Annotated in this window: 23 protein-coding genes; 5 read left to right on the top strand and 18 right to left on the bottom strand. The window is 67.4% G+C overall.

The features are described 5' to 3' along the window. Positions 1–683, top strand: a 683-nt coding sequence (locus CSC78_RS03315) for an IS3 family transposase (protein ID WP_162336467.1), incomplete at its 5' end; no start/stop codon positions are given. A 54-nt stretch (positions 684–737) separates the two neighbouring features. Here the strand turns inward: CSC78_RS03315 and lolD are convergent. From lolD to CSC78_RS03265, 10 genes are read right to left on the bottom strand one after another with little or no spacing between them, the layout of a single operon-like run. Then, positions 738–1445, bottom strand: a complete 708-nt coding sequence (lolD, locus tag CSC78_RS03310; RefSeq protein ID WP_162336466.1) for a lipoprotein-releasing ABC transporter ATP-binding protein LolD — start codon at positions 1443–1445, stop codon at positions 738–740. Continuing rightward, positions 1438–2685, bottom strand: coding sequence for a lipoprotein-releasing ABC transporter permease subunit (locus CSC78_RS03305; protein ID WP_162336465.1), 1248 nt, complete (start codon positions 2683–2685; stop codon positions 1438–1440). Before CSC78_RS03305 ends, lolD begins: the two co-directional genes overlap by 8 nt. Before the next feature lie 4 nt (positions 2686–2689). Beyond that, entirely contained in the window at positions 2690–3145 is a 456-nt protein-coding gene (locus CSC78_RS03300) for a hypothetical protein (RefSeq protein WP_162336464.1), read from the bottom strand. Beyond that, a complete protein-coding gene (locus tag CSC78_RS03295) occupies positions 3096–3344 on the bottom strand; it encodes an FAD assembly factor SdhE (protein WP_162336463.1) in 249 nt (82 codons plus the stop codon). Before CSC78_RS03295 ends, CSC78_RS03300 begins: the two co-directional genes overlap by 50 nt. Next, complete coding sequence (locus tag CSC78_RS03290; RefSeq protein WP_162336462.1) at positions 3341–3772, bottom strand: MAPEG family protein; 432 nt, start codon at positions 3770–3772, stop codon at positions 3341–3343. Before CSC78_RS03290 ends, CSC78_RS03295 begins: the two co-directional genes overlap by 4 nt. A gap of 4 nt (positions 3773–3776) precedes the next feature. Continuing rightward, complete coding sequence (locus CSC78_RS03285) at positions 3777–4559, bottom strand: succinate dehydrogenase iron-sulfur subunit (RefSeq protein WP_162336461.1); 783 nt, start codon at positions 4557–4559, stop codon at positions 3777–3779. A 19-nt stretch (positions 4560–4578) separates the two neighbouring features. Beyond that, positions 4579–6369, bottom strand: coding sequence for a succinate dehydrogenase flavoprotein subunit (sdhA, locus tag CSC78_RS03280; RefSeq protein WP_162336460.1), 1791 nt, complete (start codon positions 6367–6369; stop codon positions 4579–4581). A gap of 5 nt (positions 6370–6374) precedes the next feature. After that, the gene (sdhD, locus tag CSC78_RS03275) at positions 6375–6758 is read right to left on the bottom strand and encodes a succinate dehydrogenase, hydrophobic membrane anchor protein (RefSeq protein WP_162336459.1); all 384 of its coding nucleotides are present in this window, start codon (positions 6756–6758) and stop codon (positions 6375–6377) included. Beyond that, the gene (gene sdhC, locus CSC78_RS03270) at positions 6755–7147 is read right to left on the bottom strand and encodes a succinate dehydrogenase, cytochrome b556 subunit (RefSeq protein WP_162336458.1); all 393 of its coding nucleotides are present in this window, start codon (positions 7145–7147) and stop codon (positions 6755–6757) included. The genes sdhD and sdhC overlap by 4 nt, the downstream gene beginning before the upstream one ends. 59 nt (positions 7148–7206) lie before the next feature. Then, positions 7207–7392, bottom strand: a complete 186-nt coding sequence (locus CSC78_RS03265; protein WP_162336457.1) for a DUF1674 domain-containing protein — start codon at positions 7390–7392, stop codon at positions 7207–7209. A 38-nt stretch (positions 7393–7430) separates the two neighbouring features. On the opposite strand from CSC78_RS03265, the gene ygfZ reads away from it, so the two are divergent. Then, the gene (gene ygfZ, locus CSC78_RS03260; protein ID WP_162336456.1) at positions 7431–8294 is read left to right on the top strand and encodes a CAF17-like 4Fe-4S cluster assembly/insertion protein YgfZ; all 864 of its coding nucleotides are present in this window, start codon (positions 7431–7433) and stop codon (positions 8292–8294) included. Between the two features lie 87 nt (positions 8295–8381). Beyond that, positions 8382–9611 (top strand): 5-demethoxyubiquinol-8 5-hydroxylase UbiM, encoded by a 1230-nt coding sequence (gene ubiM / locus CSC78_RS03255; RefSeq protein ID WP_162336493.1) that lies wholly within the window; start codon positions 8382–8384, stop codon positions 9609–9611. Positions 9612–9674: 63 nt separating this feature from the next. Here the strand turns inward: ubiM and CSC78_RS03250 are convergent, their stop codons facing one another. From CSC78_RS03250 to CSC78_RS03220, 7 genes are all read right to left on the bottom strand, one after another. Beyond that, on the bottom strand, positions 9675–10220 hold the full coding sequence (locus CSC78_RS03250) for an NADPH-dependent FMN reductase (RefSeq protein ID WP_162336455.1): 546 nt from the start codon (positions 10218–10220) through the stop codon (positions 9675–9677). 29 nt (positions 10221–10249) lie between these two features. Next, positions 10250–12511: a thiamine pyrophosphate-dependent enzyme gene (locus tag CSC78_RS03245; protein WP_162336454.1), complete on the bottom strand. Its 2262-nt coding sequence runs from the start codon at positions 12509–12511 to the stop codon at positions 10250–10252. An 8-nt stretch (positions 12512–12519) separates the two neighbouring features. Beyond that, the gene (locus CSC78_RS03240) at positions 12520–13176 is read right to left on the bottom strand and encodes a glutathione S-transferase family protein (protein ID WP_162336453.1); all 657 of its coding nucleotides are present in this window, start codon (positions 13174–13176) and stop codon (positions 12520–12522) included. Continuing rightward, a complete protein-coding gene (locus CSC78_RS03235) occupies positions 13166–13654 on the bottom strand; it encodes a nucleotidyltransferase family protein (protein ID WP_162336452.1) in 489 nt (162 codons plus the stop codon). Before CSC78_RS03235 ends, CSC78_RS03240 begins: the two co-directional genes overlap by 11 nt. Beyond that, on the bottom strand, positions 13651–14202 hold the full coding sequence (locus CSC78_RS03230) for a GNAT family N-acetyltransferase (protein WP_162336451.1): 552 nt from the start codon (positions 14200–14202) through the stop codon (positions 13651–13653). The genes CSC78_RS03235 and CSC78_RS03230 overlap by 4 nt, the downstream gene beginning before the upstream one ends. 91 nt (positions 14203–14293) lie before the next feature. Further along, complete coding sequence (locus CSC78_RS03225) at positions 14294–15457, bottom strand: acyl-CoA dehydrogenase family protein (RefSeq protein WP_162336450.1); 1164 nt, start codon at positions 15455–15457, stop codon at positions 14294–14296. Positions 15458–15605: 148 nt separating this feature from the next. After that, positions 15606–16421, bottom strand: coding sequence for a glycine zipper 2TM domain-containing protein (locus CSC78_RS03220; protein WP_162336449.1), 816 nt, complete (start codon positions 16419–16421; stop codon positions 15606–15608). Positions 16422–16592: 171 nt separating this feature from the next. Between CSC78_RS03220 and CSC78_RS03215 the strand changes: the two genes are divergently transcribed. Together CSC78_RS03215 and CSC78_RS03210 are read left to right on the top strand one after the other, a co-directional pair. Beyond that, a complete protein-coding gene (locus CSC78_RS03215; RefSeq protein ID WP_162336448.1) occupies positions 16593–16811 on the top strand; it encodes a DUF6116 family protein in 219 nt (72 codons plus the stop codon). Positions 16812–16814: 3 nt separating this feature from the next. Continuing rightward, positions 16815–17582: a TatD family hydrolase gene (locus tag CSC78_RS03210; RefSeq protein WP_162336447.1), complete on the top strand. Its 768-nt coding sequence runs from the start codon at positions 16815–16817 to the stop codon at positions 17580–17582. On the opposite strand, the gene CSC78_RS03205 is transcribed toward CSC78_RS03210, so the two are convergent. Beyond that, positions 17563–18378, bottom strand: coding sequence for a tRNA threonylcarbamoyladenosine dehydratase (locus CSC78_RS03205; protein WP_162336446.1), 816 nt, complete (start codon positions 18376–18378; stop codon positions 17563–17565). The genes CSC78_RS03210 and CSC78_RS03205 overlap by 20 nt on opposite strands. Positions 18379–18397 lie beyond the last annotated feature (19 nt).

Below are 18397 nucleotides of genomic sequence, written 5' to 3'. Positions count from 1 at the left end.
AGGCCAGCCGACAGACCTATGGCAGTCCCCGGGTGCATGCCGCCCTCCGGCGACAGGGCGAGCCGATCGGACGCCGTCGGGTCGAAAGGCTGATGCGGCAGGAAGGCGTGCGTGCCTGTTCGGCCCGTCTGTACCGCCGTCGCCCCGGCTTGGCGCGGTTTCTGGACAGCGTCCCGAGCCGCGCGCACGAGCAGCCCTGCCAACGACAGGATCAGGTGTGGGTCGGAGATGTCACCTACCTCAAGGTCGCCGGCCAATGGCGGTATCTGGCCACCGTGATGGATCGCTACTCCCGCCGCCTGCTGGGCTGGTCGCTGGGGTCCGAACGCACGGCCTCGCTGACCCGTCGCGCCCTGGCTGCCGCCCTGCGCACACGCACGCCGGCCTGCGATACGCTGTTCCACAGTGACCGCGGCATCGAGTTCATGGCCAACGACTTCAGGCAGCGACTGAGACGGTCCGGGCTGGTGCAGTCGGTCAACCGGCCGCGTCGCATGAACGACAACGCACACATGGAGTCATGGAACAAGTCGATGAAGTCGGACATGTATCACCGCCACCGCTTCGACAGTGAACGCGCGCTCCGCTCGGCGATCAACGACTACATCCAGTTCTACAACCACCAGCGCCTGCACTCGGCGCTGGGCTATCGATCACCGGTGGAGTTCGAGCAGTGCCGCTAGAGAATCGGTGTCCACTTTTTCGTAGGAACTGCCCCGCCGACTCGGTGGCCTGCCTCAGACCGCGTCGTGCGCCAGTTCGCGCAGCTTGCCTTCGTGGAGTTCCAGCACGCGATCCAGTCGGCGCGCCAGTCGGCGATCGTGGGTCACCAGCACCAGGCTGGTCTTCTGCGCGCGGTTGAGATCCAGCATCAGGTCGAACACGGTGGCCGCGGTCTTCTCGTCCAGATTGCCGGTCGGTTCGTCGCCCAGCACGCAGGCTGGCTGATTGACCAGTGCGCGTGCGACTGCGGCACGCTGGCGCTCGCCACCGGACAGCTCGCCGGGCTTGTGCGCCAGGCGATGGCCAAGCCCGACCGATTCCAGCAATGCCTTCGCCTTCGCCGATGCGGCATCCGCACCGGCGCCACCCAGCATCACCGGCATCATGACGTTCTCCAGCGCGGTGAATTCGGGCAGCAGGTGATGGAACTGGTAGACGAAACCGAGCGACCGGTTGCGCAACTGGCCGCGCGCGGCATCGGACAGCGACGACATCTTCTGCCCGGCGACGTATACCTCACCCGAGGTCGGCGTATCCAGCCCGCCGAGCAGATGCAGCAGCGTGCTCTTGCCGGCGCCTGACGCGCCGACGATGGCCACGGTCTCGCCGGGCTGCACGTTGAGCTCCAGGCCATCGAACACCGGCGTGCGCAGCGTGCCTTCGGCGTAGGTCTTGCCCAGCGCCTCGGCGTGGACCACGGCGGACCGGATGGACTCATTCATAGCGCAGCGCCTCCGCGGGCTGGGTGCGGGCAGCGCGCCACGCCGGGTACAACGTGGCCAGGAAACTCATCGTCAGCGCCACGGCGGCGATCACCACGACTTCGCTGCCGCTCAGTTCGTAGGGCAAGCCGGTGATGTAGTACACGTCCGGCGGCAGCAGCGTCACCTTGAACACGGCCTCGATGGCCGCGAGGATGTACTCGAGGTTGATGGTCAGCAGGATGCCGCCGATCACACCCATCACGGTGCCCATCACGCCGATCAGCACGCCCTGCACCATGAAGACCTGCATCACGCCGCGCGGCGTCAGGCCCAGCGTGCGCAGGATGGCGATGTCGGCCTGCTTGTCGGTGACCAGCATGACCTGCGAGTTCACCAGCGAGAACGCGCCCATCAGGATGATGAAGGACAGCAGGATGCCCATCACCGTCTTTTCCATCTTCAGCGAGTGGTAGAGGTTGGCGTTCTCGCTGGTCCAGTCGCTGATGCGGTACGGACCTTGAAGCCGCAGCGCCAGATCGCGCGCCACGTCCCAGGACTGGTACATGTCGTGCAGCTTCAGGCGCACTCCGGTGACGCCCTCGCCCATCCGCAGCACGCGCTGCAGGTCGCCCATGTGGACCAGCGCCAGGTTGCGGTCGACGTCGTTGTGGCCGACCGAGAAGATGCCGCTGACAGTGAAGCGCTTGATCTTGGGCATCGCGCCCATCGGCGTGCCCTGGAAATCGCCGGCGGTGACGACGACGCTGTCGCCGACGCCGACCCGCAACCAGGCGGCCAGTTCCTGCCCGAGCAGGATGTGGAACTCGCCCGGCTGCAGCGAATCCAGCTTGCCCGCCTTCATCTTGTCGCCGATCACCGAGACCTTCGGCTCCTCGCCCGGCAGGATGCCCGTCACCAGCGCGCCCTGCGGATCGGCATTGCCGGTCAGCATGGCCTGCACGTGGATGAAGGGTGCGGCGCCGGCGACACGCGGATCGTCCATGGCGATCTTCGTGGCATGTGGCCAGTCGTGCATCGCCTCGCCTGCGCCCATCACCGTGGCGTGCGCGGTGGCCTGCAGCAGGCGGTCGCGGATCTCGCGCTGGAAGCCGCTCATCACCGACAGCGTGGTGATCAGGATCATCACGCCCAGCGCGATGCCGACGACCGAGGCCAGCGAGATGAAGGAGATGAAACCGTTGCGGCGCTTGGCGCGGAGATAGCGCAGGCCGATGGCGACAGGGATGGGTTTGAACATGGGCCTATGGTGCCCGATCCCTCCGGTGCCGCCCAGCGTCCCCCTCGCCCGCAGCAAGCCGGAGTTCACGCCGCTGCCGGGCCGGCAGCGTATCCGGCCACCAGGCGGCGCGGCGCCAGCGGCGCGTTCCGCGCTCGCGCCAGCGCAGGAACGCCAGCGGGCCGCGCCACTGCAGGTGCGCCTCATGCATCGGCTCGCCGTCGACGGTCGGCGTCCGCGCGTTGCCGGGGAACCAGAATGCACGGCGGGCCTTCCGCCCTTCCCTGCGCGCCCGCCAGCCGCCGTACGCCAGCGCGCCGATGGCGATGGGCCATGCGAATGGACGCGGCATCTCGCACGCCAGCACGGAGACGGCGCCCAGTACGCCCAGGAGGATCAACAGCGCCTGCAGCAGGCGCGACGGCCGCCACTCAAGCCGGCAATTGACGGATCCGTTCGACCAGCGCGGCGAGTTCCGCATCGGGACACTGCTCGTAGCCCATGAACCAGCGCCAGAGCTTATCGTCCTCGCAATCGAGCAGCCGTAGGAAAGCCACGCGCTGCGGTTCGGATTCGGTCGCCCAGCTGCGGTCGAGATAGCGGCCGAACAGCTGGTCCAGTTCGCGCATGCCGCGCCGGCAACGCCAGCGGATGCGCTTCAGTTCGGGATCGTCGCTCATGCCGCGGCCAGCGCCAGCGCCAGGCGCACCCAGAACGCGATCAACACCAGCGTGGCCAGCGCATAGGCCACGAAGCGGGTCATGACGTGGTTGTACGTGCAGTGGACCACGCTGTGTACCGTGCGCAGCGCGACGAAGGCCCAGGCCAGCGTGATCGAGCCGGCATCGGAAACACCGATCAGCGCGGCAAGCAGTACGCCGGCGTAGAACAGCACCGGCAGTTCGAACAGGTTGCGGAAGTTGTCCGAGGCGCGCGTGTCGACCAGCAGGCGCACCGAATCGGCCGCGTTGGCCAGCTGCTGCGCGTCGATGCGCTTGCGCGCCATTTCGCCGAGCCGCAGCTGGTACAGCCTGACCCACACGAGGAAGGTCAGGCCGGCCATCGCCACCGCAGGCCAGAGGATTGCCGTGGCAGGTGCGTCGCCCATGCGGTCAGGCGCGACGCGCCATCATCAGTTTCTTGATCTCGGCGATCGCCAGCGCCGGGTTCAGGCCCTTCGGGCAGGTCCGGGCGCAGTTCATGATGGTGTGGCAGCGGTAGAGCTTGAACGGATCTTCCAGATCGTCCAGGCGCGCACCGGTGTCCTCGTCGCGCGAGTCGATGATCCAGCGGTAGGCCTGCAGCAGGATCGCCGGACCCAGATAGCGCTCGCCGTTCCACCAGTAGCTCGGGCAACTGGTCGAGCAGCACGCGCACAGGATGCATTCGTACAGGCCGTCCAGCTTCTTGCGGTCCTCCGGCGACTGCAGGCGCTCGCGGTCCGGCGGCGCCGGGGTCTGCGTGCGGATCCACGGCTTGATCGACGCGTACTGCGCGTAGAAGTGGGTCAGGTCCGGGACCAGATCCTTCACCACGTCCATGTGCGGCAGCGGATAGATCGGTACTTCGGCCTTGCCGCAGTCGCCGATGGCCTTGGTGCAGGCCAGCGTGTTGGTGCCGTCGATGTTCATCGCGCACGAACCGCAGATGCCTTCGCGGCACGAACGACGGAACGTCAGCGTGGGGTCGATCTCGTTCTTGATCTTGATCAGCGCGTCCAGGACCATCGGACCGCACTTGTCGAGATCGATCTCGTACGTATCCGTGCGCGGGTTGGCGCCATCGTCCGGGTTCCAGCGGTACACCTTGAAGGTGCGCACGCGCTTGGCGCCCTTCGCGGGGAAGTGCTTGCCCTTGGTGACGCGCGAGTTCTTCGGGAGCGAAAATTCGGCCATGTGTCAGGGTCTCCCGGGCTCAGTAAACGCGTGGCTTGGGCGGCACCACATCCACGTCCTTGCTGAGCGTGTACATGTGCACGGGGCGGAAATCGAAGCTGCACGTGCCGTCGTCGGCGACATTGACCAGCGTGTGCTTCTGCCAGTTGACGTCGTCGCGTTCCGGGAAGTCCTCGTGCGCGTGCGCGCCGCGGCTCTCGTGGCGCTGTTCGGCCGAGTTGATCGTGGCGACCGCGCTGAGCAGCAGGTTGTGCAGCTCGTAGGTCTCGATCAGGTCCGAGTTCCAGATCAGCGAGCGGTCGCTGACCTTGACGTCCTGGAAGCTGGAGAAGATGTCGGCCATCTTGTCGCAGCCTTCCTTCAGCGTCTTGCTGGTGCGGAAGACGGCGGCATCGGCTTGCATCGTGCGTTGCATGTTGTCGCGGATCACCGACGTCGGCGTGTCGCCGTTGGCGTTGCGCAGCTTGTCCAGGTGCGAGAGCGCCTTGTCGCATGCGTCGCCGGCGAGCGGCTTGTGCGACGCACCGCTCTTGATGGTCTCGGCGCAGCGGTTGGCCACCGCACGACCGAACACCACCAGGTCGAGCAGCGAGTTGGAGCCCAGGCGGTTGGCGCCATGCACCGACACGCAGGCGGCCTCGCCGATCGCGTACAGGCCCGGCACGACCGCATCCGGGTTGTCGCCGACCTTGCGCACCACTTCGCCGTGGTAATTGGTCGGGATGCCGCCCATGTTGTAGTGGACCGTCGGGATGACCGGGATGGGCTGCTTGGTCACATCCACGCCCGCGAAGATGTGGGCGCTCTCGGCGATGCCGGGCAGCTTCTCGTTGATCACTTCCGGGCCCAGGTGGGTCAGGTCGAGCAGGATGTGGTCCTTGTGCTCGCCGACGCCGCGGCCCTCGCGGATCTCGATGGTCATCGAACGGCTGACCACGTCGCGCGAAGCCAGGTCCTTGTAGTGCGGCGCATAGCGCTCCATGAAGCGCTCGCCGTTGCTGTTGCGCAGGATGCCGCCTTCACCACGGACGCCTTCGGTGATCAGGCAGCCCGCACCGTAGATGCCGGTGGGATGGAACTGCACGAACTCCATGTCCTGCATCGGCAGGCCGGCGCGCATCACCATGCCGCCACCGTCGCCGGTGCAGGTGTGGGCCGAGGTCGCCGAGAAGTACGCGCGGCCGTAGCCGCCCGTCGCCAGCACTACGCCGTGGGCACGGAACAGGTGCAGCGTGCCCGTCGCCATGTCCAGCGCGAGCACGCCACGGCAGGCGCCTTCCTCGTCGAAGATCAGGTCCAGCGCGAAGTACTCGACCATGAAACGCGCATCGTGCGCCAGCGACTGCTGGTACAGCGTGTGCAGCATGGCGTGGCCGGTGCGGTCGGCGGCCGCGCAGGTGCGCTGGGCCGGCGGACCTTCGCCGTACCGGGTGGTCATGCCACCGAACGGGCGCTGGTAGATCTTGCCCTCCTCGGTGCGGGAGAACGGCACGCCGTAATGCTCCAGCTCGATGATGGCCGGGATCGCCTCGCGGCACATGTACTCGATGGCGTCCTGGTCGCCCAGCCAGTCGGAGCCCTTGATCGTGTCGTAGAAGTGGTAACGCCAGTCGTCCTCGCCCATGTTGCCGAGCGCGGCGGAAATGCCGCCCTGCGCCGCCACGGTGTGCGAGCGGGTCGGGAAGACCTTGGTCAGGCAGACGGTCTGCAGGCCCTTGGCGGCCAGGCCGAAGGTCGCGCGCAGGCCGGCACCGCCGGCGCCCACCACGACCATGTCGTACTTGTGTTCGGTGATCTTGTAAGCGGACATGCGGCTCAATTCCCCAGCGCGATGCGGGCCACGGCGAAGACGCTCACGATGGCGCCCAGCACGGCGATGAACTTGACGGTGGTCTGCACGGCGAGCGCGAGCAGCGAGTTGTGGATGTAGTCCTCCAGGATGACCTGCAGGCCCAGCTGCGCATGCCAGAACATGGCGACCAGGAAGCCGACCAGCAGCATCGCGTTCCACGGCTTGGCGATGGCGGCGGTGGCGGTGACGTAGTCGGCACCCATCAGGCTCAGCACGAACACCAGGAACCAGATGGTCAGCGCGACTAGCGCGGTGGCAGTCAGGCGCTGGTGCACGAAGTGCTCGGTACCGGTCTTCGCCGAGCCCAGGCCGCGCGCGTTCTTGATGGGGGTACGGAAGTCGCTCATGCGCCACCTCCCAGCAGCACGTACGCCCACACCAGGGCGGTGATGACCAGGCTGCCGATCACCGACAGCCAGCTGCTGCGCACGAACGTGGCGATGCGGTAGCCGATGGCGAAGTCCTGCACGATGTGGCGGATGCCGTTGCACAGGTGGTAGGCGAAGGGCCACGTCCAGCCGAACAGGAACAGCTGGCCGTACCAGGCGCCCGCAAGGCCGGTGACGCAGTTCCAGGCATCGGGGCCGATCATCAGTGCCACCAGGCCTGCGGTGATCACCAGGGCGCCGCCGACGAGGATGACCCCCGTGGCGCGATGCAGGATCGACGTCACCATCTGGATCTGCCAGCGGTAGACCTGGAGGTGGGGGGAAAGCGGACGTTGTGGAGTCGCCATTCGTTGCGCTCGTTGTCTCGGCTGGGCGGTCAGGACCGCGTTGGCTTTACGTGCACTGCTCAGAAATCGATGCAGCGCCCGTTCTTTTCCCAATCCCCGTAACGCGTGGGCTCGGGCCCGTCGCGTCCGCCGATCTCCTTCTGCACGGCCGGTGGTCCGACCCCTGCGTCCACGGAGGGCGGCGGGGTTTCGGGCGGCTGTGTTCCGGAATCGGGGTCGGGAGGCGGGGGAGTTTGACCTATCATGTGATCTCGCAACGCACAAAATTTTAATCCTCGCCCCCTTGGCTGACAACCTTTCCCGTACCAGTCCACCGCTTTTCGCCCTGCCCGACCACGCCTTGGTGGTGCTGGAAGGCCCGGATGCCGTGGCGTTCGCCCATGCGCAGTTTGCCAACGATGTCGTATCGCTGGCGCCCGGGCACTGGCAATGGAATGCGTGGCTGACGCCCAAAGGGCGGGTGATTGCGGTGTTTGCGCTCGCCAGGAGGACGGACGACAGCCTGTGGCTGGTGTTGCCCGACCATCCCGCCGACCTGTTCGCCGAGGCGCTGCGGCGGTTCGTGTTTAGACGAAAGTTGAAGATCGAAGTCCCCGCCGGCATCGCTGTCAACGCCACCTTCGCCGCACCTGCCCGCGCGTCGGGCGCCGCACTGGACGCCACGGATGATGCGCTCGAATTCGATCTCGGCGGCGACGGCGTGACGCGCACGTGGCGCATCGGTGCTGCCGCTGTGGAGGATCCTGCCTTGCAGGCTGCGTGGCAGGTCGCCGACCTGCGCCACGGCCTGCCCCGCCTGCCCGCTTCGCAGCGCGAACAGTGGACACCCCAGCAACTCGCGCTCGACCGCCTGTCCGCCTACAGCGTCAAGAAGGGCTGCTACCCCGGCCAGGAAATCGTGGCGCGCACGCATTTCCTCGGCAAGGCGAAGCGCTCGCTGCAGTGCTTCTCCGCCATGGGCACGATCACCGACGGCACGCCGGTGCGCGAAGGCGAGCGCGATGTGGGCGAAGTCGCCTGCGTCGCATCCGACGTGGCGGGCAGCGTGCTGCTGGCGGTGATGCCGCTGGAGCATGCGGGCACCGACCTGATGGCGGATGACCACCTGCTGGCACGGCAGCCTCTGCTGGATGGCCTGCGCCGCTGAGCCTTTCCGCGCGTCGATTGATCCACATCAATGACGCCGATGCACGCAGACCTAGACTGCTCCGGTCCCTGAGCAGAAGGCATGCGCATGCATCATGACGTCATCATCATCGGCGCCGGACCGGCCGGTCTCTGCCTGGCCAAGGCCCTGTGCGATCTCGACCTGAAAGTCGCCGTCGTAGAGCGCCAGCCGCGCGCCGCGATCGCCGAACCCGCCTTCGACGGCCGCGAGATCGCGCTGACCCACGCCTCGATGCGCCTGCTGCGCGACCTCGGCATCTGGCAGCACCTGCCGGACGACGCCTGCTCGCCGTTGCGTGCGGCACGCGTGATGGAAGGCGACTGCCTGCACGACATGCGTATCGACGCCGGCCTCGCCGGCACGCCGGAGCTGGGCATGCTGGTGCCCAATCACTGCATTCGCGAAGCCGCATGGAAGGCCGTGTGCGACCTGCCCGGCCTGGACCTGTTCGACAGCGCGCGCATCCACGCCGTCCGCACCACCGACGACCATGCCTGCGTGACGCTGGGCGATGGCCTGCGACTGGAGGCACCGCTGCTGGTGGCGGCCGACAGCCGGTTCTCCGAGACGCGCCGCGCGATGGGCATCGGCGCCGACCAGTACGATTTCGGCAAGAGCATGCTGGTCTGCCGCATGCATCACGAACAGCCGCACCAGGGCGTGGCGTGGGAGTGGTTCGGCCACGGACAGACGCTCGCGTTGCTGCCGCTGCAGGAGCACCAGGCCTCCGTCGTCGTCACCCTGCCCGACAGCGCCGCCAGGCGGCTCGCGGCGCTGGACGTGGAGGCCTTCGCCCGCGAGATGGAGCAGCGCTACGGGCATCGCCTCGGCCACATGCGCCTGGAAAGCAGTCGTCACGTGTACCCACTGGTCGGCGTGTACGCACGCCGCTTCGTCGGACGCCGCTTCGCCCTGGTGGGCGACGCGGCGGTGGGCATGCACCCGGTGACGGCGCATGGCTTCAACCTGGGGCTGGGCAGCGTGGAACGGCTGGCCGACATGGCGCGCGAAGCGCTGCGCTGCGGCGGTGACCTGGGTGGCGTGGAGGTACTGGCCCGCTACGAGCGCCGCCACCGCCGGGGATCGCGCCCGCTCTACCTGGCGACCCGCGCGATCGTCGAGCTCTACACGAACGACCGCGCGCCCGCGCGCATCGTGCGCGAAACCGTCCTGCGGGCCGGCCGGCGACTCACGCCGTTCCGGCGCATGCTGGCGCGCGCGCTGGCCGACGAACGCCCGCTGGAACGGCACCCGCTGCAGCGCATGCGCGATGGCCTGGCACTCCTGCGACCGTAGCGTGCGCCGCGCGCACGACCTCATGGAGGATTGAGGTATCCCGGGTCGTGCGCATGGCGCACGCTACCCGCCGAGCCACGCTTCGAAGCGATCGAGGAACGACTGCAGGCGCCGCCGCAGACGCTCGTCGGTGATGGCGCCGTCCGCGTCGATCTGGCCTTCACGGTACTGGATGGCGATCTCCGGCTGCGGCAACACCGCGACATCCACCGCCGCCAGCACGTTGCGCAAATGCTGCTGGGCCGACACCGTGCCGTGCGCACCGGGCGACGTGCCGATCACGCCCACCCTCTTTCCACCGAACGAGTTGCTGCCGCCCGGTCGCGAACCGATGTCGATGGCATTCTTCAGCACGCCCGGGATGGAGCGGTTGTACTCCGGGGTGACGAACAGCAGCGCGTCGCAGGCTTGCACCTGCTGCTTGAAGCGCAGGCCCGCGGCGGGGAAGTCTGCATCGTCGTCCTGGTCGTAAAGCGGCAGGTCGGCGATGCCGATCTCGTCGAAGACGAAACGATCGCCGGCCAGCGCCTGCACGGCACCGGCCAGTTGCCGGTTGAACGAGCCGGCGCGCAGGCTGCCGATGATGAGGCCGATGCGGGGCGTGGGCATGTCCGTTCCTCAGCGTGTGGAGAGGGACATCATGCCAGCCGGTCGGCCGCTGCGACGATGTCCTCGTCGCCGGGCAGCACCAGGAAGGCTGCGCCGGCCAGCGGGGTGTACGTATTCGCACCCACCACGCGCTGGAACGGACGCGCACGGTAGCCCGCCTCCGCGATCGCCGTGATGACGCCCTCGCCTACCCCGGCCGCGTGCCGGCCCTCGTCGACGACCAGGATGCGCTTCGCCGTTTTCGCCTGCTCGGCGATGAAGGTCGCATTGAGTGGCACCAGCCAGCGCAGGTCGACCACGCGCACCTTCCAGCCATGCTTCTTTTCGATGTTGCGCGCGGCGCGCAGGCTCATCGGCACGCCGTTGCCGTAGGTGAAGATGACCAGATCGTCCGCATCCGCGCCGTAGACCCGGCCTTCGCCCAGCGGCATCGCCTCGTCCTGCGCCGGATACGGGAACAGCCACTGGCCGTCGCCGGCCTCGTGCAGGTCCTTGGTCATGTACAGCGCGATCGGCTCCAGGAACACGCTGACACGCCCATCGACCTTCGCCAGCGCCGCCAGCGTGCGCAGCATGGTGGCCGCATCGTCGCCACGCGACGGGCAGCCGACCACCAGGCCGGGGATATCGCGCAGCGCGGTGATCGAGTTGTCGTTGTGGAAGTGCCCGCCGAAGCCGCGCTGGTAGCCCAGCCCGGCGATGCGCACCACCATCGGGTTGCGGTACTGGTTGTTGCTGAAGAACTGCAGGCTGGCGGCCTCGCCGCGGATCTGGTCGCAGGCGTTGTGGAAGTACGCCAGGTACTGGATCTCCGGGATCGGCAGCATGCCCAAGTTGGCGTAGCCCTGCGCCAGGCCGAGGATCATGGTCTCGTCCAGCAACGTGTTGAACACGCGCGTGCCCTTGAAGGCCTTCTGCAGACCCTTGGTCACCGTGTAGACGCCGCCCTTCTGCGCCACGTCCTCACCGAACAGCAGCGTCTCCGGGTACTTGCAGAACAGGTCGTGCAGCGCGTTGTTGATCTGGATGGCCAAGTGGCGTGGCGGCAGCTTCTCCGGCAGCTTGTCTTCGCTGCCGAACGCGGCGACGCGCTTCTCGTGCGGTGCCACGCGCGCCGCTTCCTTCGCCACGGCAGCCGGTGTGTACGGTGCCAGCGGGGCCATCACATGTTCCAGCGTGGTGATGCGCGGGCGGCGGTCGGCATCTTCGGCGGCGGCGAAGCAGCGCTTGCGCGTGGTTTCGTACAGCGCCAGCAGCGCGTCCTTCGACAGCAGGCCAGACTCCAGTGCGATCGCGGCCGAGCGCAGCAGCGGATCGGTCGCCTCGACGGCGCACAACTCTTCCAGAGGCCGCCATTCGATCTCGAAGTCGGTACCGGCGTGCCCCATGATCCGCGTGGTGCGCAGGTGCAGGAAGGTGGGGCGACGCGTGCGACGGCAATGCTCGACCGCCGCCTGCACCTGGCCGTAGCCGGTGGCCAGGTCCAGGCCATCGGCGTGGAAGTAGTCCAGGTCCTTGCGGTCGCGGAAGTTGCGGCCGATCCAGCCATCCGGGGTCTTCACCGAGATGCCGATGCCGTTGTCCTCGCAGACGAACAGCACCGGTGCCGGCAGCTTCTGGTAGGCCGTCCACGCCGCCGCATTGAACGCGGTCTGCGCCGTGGCATGGTTGCTGGAGGCGTCGCCGAACGAGCAGATCGCGATGCTGTCCTCGGGGATCGGCGATGCATGGCCGATGCGGCGCGCCTGCTCGATGGCCACCGCCGTGCCCAGCGCCTTCGGCAGGTGCGATGCGATGGTGGACGTCTGCGGCAGCACCCACAACGGCTTGCTGCCCCACACCTTGTGGCGTCCGCCGGACGCGGGGTCCTCGGCGCTCGCCGCGAAGCTCAATGCGGAATCCATCACCGGGTCCATGCCAGGCAGCTTGCGGAAACGCTCGGCCATGAAGCCGCCACTGCGGTAGTGCAGGAACGCCGGATCGGTATGCCGCGTCAGCCGCGCGACCATCGCATTGCCTTCGTGGCCGGAACTGCCGATGGTGTAGAAGACCTTGTTCTGCACGCGCAGCACGCGTGCCATCAGGTCCAGGTGACGCGAGATCAACTGGGATTCGAGCAGTTCGATGAAGCTGCGCGCATCCAGCGCACTGCCGGGCAGGATGGCGTCGCCGGCCGCCGGCGTCGCGCCGACCCGTCCGTCCCACTCCTTCACGAACTCGATGAAGTTCTGGTCGCAGATCTCGGCGCGGTTGAGGCCCTTCATGCGGGCCGGAATCGGGTTGGCAGTCATGTGGTCGCTCAGGCTCGGGAAAACGCCAGGCGCGCCGCGACCTCGTCGCTCACGCCCGGCATGGGAACGAAACCCGGCGTGGCGCGTACGCGCGCCAGCCAGTCGGTGATGCGCGGATAGGCGGACAGGTCGAAACCCCCGTCCTCCGCACAATGGGTGTAGGCGAACAGCGCGATATCGGCGACGCCATAGGTGTCGCCGGTGAACCACGCCGCGCGCTGCAGGTGCTTCTCCATGACGGACAGCGCCTGTCCTCCGCGCTCGATCAGGCGCGGCAGGTCGGCTCTGCGCGGAGAATCCACGGGTGTCCAGCCACGGATGAAGCGCGCGACCGCGATGTACGGCTCGTGGCTGTACTGCTCGAAGAACAGCCAGCTCAAGGCCTGCGCCCGTTGCCAGGTGTCGGCGGGCAGCATCGGCGTCCCTTCCGCCAGCCAGCACAGGATCGCGTCGGACTCGACGAGGACGCCGCCACCGGCGCGCTCGAGCATCGGCACCTTGCCGTTGAGGTTCTTCGCCAGGTACGCCGGCGTGCGCGTCGCGCCATTCGCGCTGTCGACCTCGATCCATGCGTAGGGACGACCCAACTGCTCCAGCAGCAGGCGCACCTTGTGGCAGTTGCCGGAGGTGGACATGCCGTGGACGGTGACGGACTCAGGCGACATGAAGCCCCTCCAGGAACGCGGCGATGCGCGCGGCCTTGGCCAGGTCCTTCGGGCGACCGAACAGGGTGAAGATGCGTTGCTGTTCCGCAAAGGTCGGCACGCGGACGGCATGGGCGTCGAACCCGACGATGGTGTCGTCCAGCACCTGCAGCGGACGCCAACCCTCCGCCGTCATCACCTCGAGGTCGCCCATCACTTCCAGCGGCATCGACAGGTGCGTGAAGCGCGCGAACGTGGAGCGGAAACGCGCCTCATCCTGCGGGCGATAAGCGAGATCGGCGTGCGGCATCCATGCCGCCTGCAACCGGAGCGCATCTTCGCGACTGCACAGCACGTCGATATCCTGCGGCGCGATGTCGGGCACACCGGTCAGCGCCATCGCAGCACTGCCGATGATCCACCAGGGATCGCGGAACGTCCGCGCCAGCTCGGGCAAGGCGACATGCAGGCCTGCGTGCAGCGCGGAGGATTCGGTCATGGATGCGCGGCCCTGCGCGCCTGCCATTGCGCGCGCGTCTGGCCCCAGACTTCCACCGGCTTCTCGTGATGCGGCTCGGGCAGCCGGTCCATCCGTTGATACGTCGAACCCAGTTTGGCGGCGACGGTTTTCGAGTTGGCATTGTCGGGATCGATGGTATGGATCACCTCGCCCCAGCCCAGTTGATCGAACGCCCAACCGATGCTCGCGGCGGCTGCCTCCGGCGCATAGCCCCTCCCCCAGGCCTCGCGGGCGATGCTCCAGCCCACTTCCGTTCCCGGCCAGCCTTCGGGTTGCCAAGGGCCGACGCGCCCCACCCAGCGACCGCTCGCCTTCTCGATCACCGAGAACATGCCGAAGCCCTGCAGATGCCAGCTGCCCAGCGTGGCTGCCAAGCTGCGCCATGCCGGTGAGCGCGCCATCACGCCGCCGATATAGCGAGTGGCTTCTTCATCGGCGGCGAACGTCGCCCAGCATTCGTAGTCGGCTTGCCGCGGCAGGCGCAGCAGCAGGCGTGGGGTTTCGAGCTGGAGACCGGAAAGATCCATCGATACCGCACCATCCCATCGGAATGACCAGACACGAGCGACGACGCCCGACTTGCCTCGCATCCGCTCCCGCTTCCGGGAGCGGTCGATGTCAGAACGCGTTGATGCCCGTCAGCTCACGCCCGATCACCAGCTGATGCACGGTTTCCGTGCCTTCGTAGGTGATCACCGATTCCAGATTGAGCGCATGGCGGATCGCGGCGTGCTCGGTGGTGATGCCGGCGCCGCCGAGCAGGTCCCGGCACTCGCGCGCGATGTCGATGGCCATGCGGCAGTTGTTCCACTTCGCCAGCGATACCTGCTGCGGCGCCATGGTGCCGGCGTCCTTCAGGCGACCCAGCTGCAACGACAGCAGCTGTGCCAGGGTGATGCGGCGGGCCATCTCGGCCATTTTGATCTGCGCGCTCTGGGTCGCCGCCACGGGGCGGTCGAACAGGATGCGCTCCTTCGTGTAGGCCAGCACTTCGTCCAGGCAGGCGATGGCCGCGCCAATCGGGCCCCAGGTGATGCCATAGCGCGCCTGCGTCAGGCAGCCCAGCGGGCCCTTCAATCCCTTCACGTTGGGCAGGCGACTGCTGGCCGGCACGCGCACGTTGTCGAAGAACAGCGCGCTGGTGACCGAGGCGCGCAGGCTCATCTTGTGCTTGATCTCCTGCGCGGTGAACCCGGCCATGCCCTTCTCGAGCAGGAAGCCCTGGATGCCTTCGTCGGTCTGCGCCCAGACGATGGCGATGTCGGCCAGATTGCCGTTGGTGATCCACATCTTGGAGCCGTTGATGACCCAGTCATCGCCATCCCGGCGCGCGTGGGTCTTCATGTTGGCCGGATCGGAGCCGCCATGCGGCTCGGTCAGGCCGAAACAGCCGATGACCTTGCCGGCCGCCATGTCGGGCAGCCAACGTGCGCGCTGCTCTTCACTGCCGTAGGCGTAGATGGGGTACATGCACAGCGAGGACTGCACGCTGACGAAGCTGCGGATGCCGCTGTCGCCGCGCTCCAGCTCCTGGCAGATCAGGCCGTAGCTGACCGCGTTGAGGCCGGCGCAGCCGTATTTCTCCGGCAGCGACGAGCCGAGCAGGCCCAGCTCGGCGATCTCGGGCACCAGTTCCTTCGGAAAGCGGCCCTGGTCGAAGGCGTCGCCGATGATCGGGCGCACGCGCTCGTCGGTGAAGCGGGCCACCGCGTCCTGCACGGCGCGCTCCTCTTCGCTCAGGAGGGAACGGACATCGAACAGGTCGTACGGGTTCAGGGCCATTGCGCTTCAACCGGCGGGAGTCATTCATCGCATTGTATGCGGTGCCCCTTGATACCGGTAAGCGCCAGTCCGCAAAGCAAAGGCCGGCGAAACGCCGGCCTTTGCGGGGTGCCACGTTGAAACGCAGGCCCGTTGCGGGGCCGGCGCGTCAGCCCTTGCCGGGCGCGTCGACGCTGGCGGTCTGCGTCACCACCTGGCCATCGATCACCGGCAGGCGGTCGCCCGGCTTCTGGTCCAGGCGGATGGTCTTGTCCTGGCCCTCGAAGCGGTAGGTCACGTCGTAACCGATGACCTTGTCGGTGGTGCCCATCGCGATCCGCGAACCCGGCTTGCTGTCCATCCGCATGGTGCCGGTGGTGCCGTCCGGGTTGCGGTAGGTGACGTTGTAGCCGGTCACGCGCGAGGATTCGGACGTCGCATTCTCGGTGTGGCACTGGCGCTCGGTGCGGTTGACCACGCGGCCACCCACGTGGCGCTTGTCGACCTGGTTGCCGATGGCGCCACCGGCCACCGCGCCAGCCACGGTCGCTGCCTTCTTGCCATTGCCGCCGCCGACCTGGTTGCCCAGCAGGCCGCCGATGACGGCGCCGGCGACCGTGCCGCCGACGTTGCCGTCGCGCTCGGGAAGGCGCTCCTGCACGACCACGTCATTGCAGACCTCACGCGGCGTGCTGGTGTGGGTGGTTTCGCGTACCGCCTCGGTGCCGATGACGGTCGCGTAGAGCTTCTCGGAACTGGTGATCGGATCGGCCTTCACGACCGAGGCGTATTGCAGCGAGCCCGTTGGGATTTCGTTGCCCGTCGCCGCCACGTCGTCCGCGACCAGCGTGCCGTCCGCTGCCGTCACCAGCCCCCCTTGCTCGGCAGGGCTCTTGTCGCCCCCCTTGAGGAACGCGGCGGTGGCGACGCCACCCACCAGCAGCGCGCCGACGGCGACCAGAATCGTAGTGGTATTGCTCTTCATCGCTGCCTCCATGTCGGGCGGTCCCCGATTCATCGTGGTGATCATTGCACCACCTCGAACCTGAACCAAGTACCGGCGAACGGCGCTGAAAAACAACAAAAAATGAACGACTCCACCACGTGCCGATCATGCTAGCGTCACACCCATCCCCCGCTTTGACGAGCTTCCGCCATGCCGAATCCGCTACTCCTGCCCCTGCTCGAGTGGGCTAGAAAGCTGCGCTACCCAACCTTGTTCAAGATCACGGCAGCGCTCTTCCTGGTCACGCTTTTCCTGCCCGACCCATTCCCGTTCGTCGACGAGATCCTGTTTGGCCTGGGCACCTTGCTGCTGGCCAACTGGAAGCGACGCAAGGAACCGCCGCCCGCCATCGAACCATCGCAACGCTGAAACATGCTGGTCGACAGCCACAGCCATTTCGACGCGCCCGAGTTCGACGCGGATCGCGAGGCCGCATTGGCTCGGGCACGCGCTGCCGGCGTGACGCGTCAGGTCGTCCCGGCCGTGGCAGCCTCCACATGGCCCAAGCTGCGCGATGTCTGCGCATCGGCGGCAGGGTTGTTTCCGGCTTACGGCTTGCACCCGATGTACCTGGCAGAGCACCGGCCCGAGCATCTGGACGCCCTGCGCGACTGGATCGAGCGCGAGCGGCCCGTGGCGGTCGGCGAATGCGGGCTGGACTTCTTCGTCGAGGGGCTGGACCGCGACGAGCAGCAGCGCTATTTCGACGGACAACTTCACTTGGCGCGTGAGTTCGACCTGCCGTTGATCGTGCACGCGCGACGCGCGGTGGACGCGGTCATCGCATCGATCAGGCGCGTCGGACGCCTGCGCGGCGTGGTGCACAGTTTTTCGGGCAGCCCCGAGCAGGCACGTCAGCTTTGGCAGTCGGGCTTCCTGATCGGCCTGGGCGGACCGGTCACGTATGAACGCGCGAACCGCCTGCGCTCGCTCGCTCGCACCATGCCGCTTGATTTCCTGCTGCTGGAAACCGACGCACCGGACCAGCCTGACGCGGGCATCCGTGGGCAACGCAACGAGCCATCACGGCTCCCGGCCGTCCGTGACGTGATCGCGGAACTTCGCGGCCAGTCACCGGACGAGATCGCCGCGGCGACGACGCGCAACGCCGAGCGCCTTTTCAGGCTGACGTCCGACTGACGCTTGTTTTGGCTGGCTTGGCCAGCAGTTCCAGCGCCTTGCCCACCATCGCGAATGCGAAGGCGCCGGTGATGTGGGTGGCGGCCCCCAGGCCAACCCCACAGTCCAGTTTCAGCGCGGCATCCGCGCCCAACTGCGGACGCAGGCCACAGACGCTGCCATCGGCCTGCGGATACCTGACGTTTTCCAGCGAATAGACGGCCTGGACGCTGAAGTAGCGGTCCTTGTTCTTCGGGAAGTTGAATTCGGCGCGGAGCTTCTTGCGCACGAGCGCGAGCAATGCGTCGTGCTCCGTGCGCGACAGGTCGCGCAGCCGGATCTGGGTGGGATCGGTACGCCCGCCCGCCGAGCCCGACACCACGATCGGCAGCTTGCGCCGGCGGCACCAGGCGATCATTTCCACCTTGACCCGGAAGCTGTCGCAGGCATCGAGCACCAGATCGAACCTCCGATCCAGGAGATCCGCCATGTTGCTCGACGTGAGGAACTGCGGCACCGCCTCGACCTCGATGAGCGGATTGATCGCGCGGCAGCGCTCGGCCATCGCCTCGGCCTTGTTCCGCCCGTACTGCCCGTCCAGCGCAGGCAACTGGCGATTGGTGTTGGACACGCAGATGTCATCGGCATCGATCAGCGTCAGATGGCCGATACCCGAGCGCGCGAGCGCCTCCACCACCCACGAGCCGACGCCGCCCATGCCCACCACCGCCACGCGCGCCGCCGCATGGCGCTCCACCGCGCCCACCCCATACAGTCGGTCGATGCCGGCGAACCGGTCCCGGAGTTCTTTCTTCATGTCACCAGTGTAAGCCGTG

Origin of the sequence: Pseudoxanthomonas japonensis, from assembly GCF_010093445.1 — a bacterium.
Classification (GTDB): Bacteria; Pseudomonadota; Gammaproteobacteria; order Xanthomonadales; family Xanthomonadaceae; genus Pseudoxanthomonas_A; species Pseudoxanthomonas_A japonensis.
The sequence above is the reverse complement of the archived record's forward strand: the minus strand, read 5'-3'. Positions and strand labels throughout refer to the sequence as shown.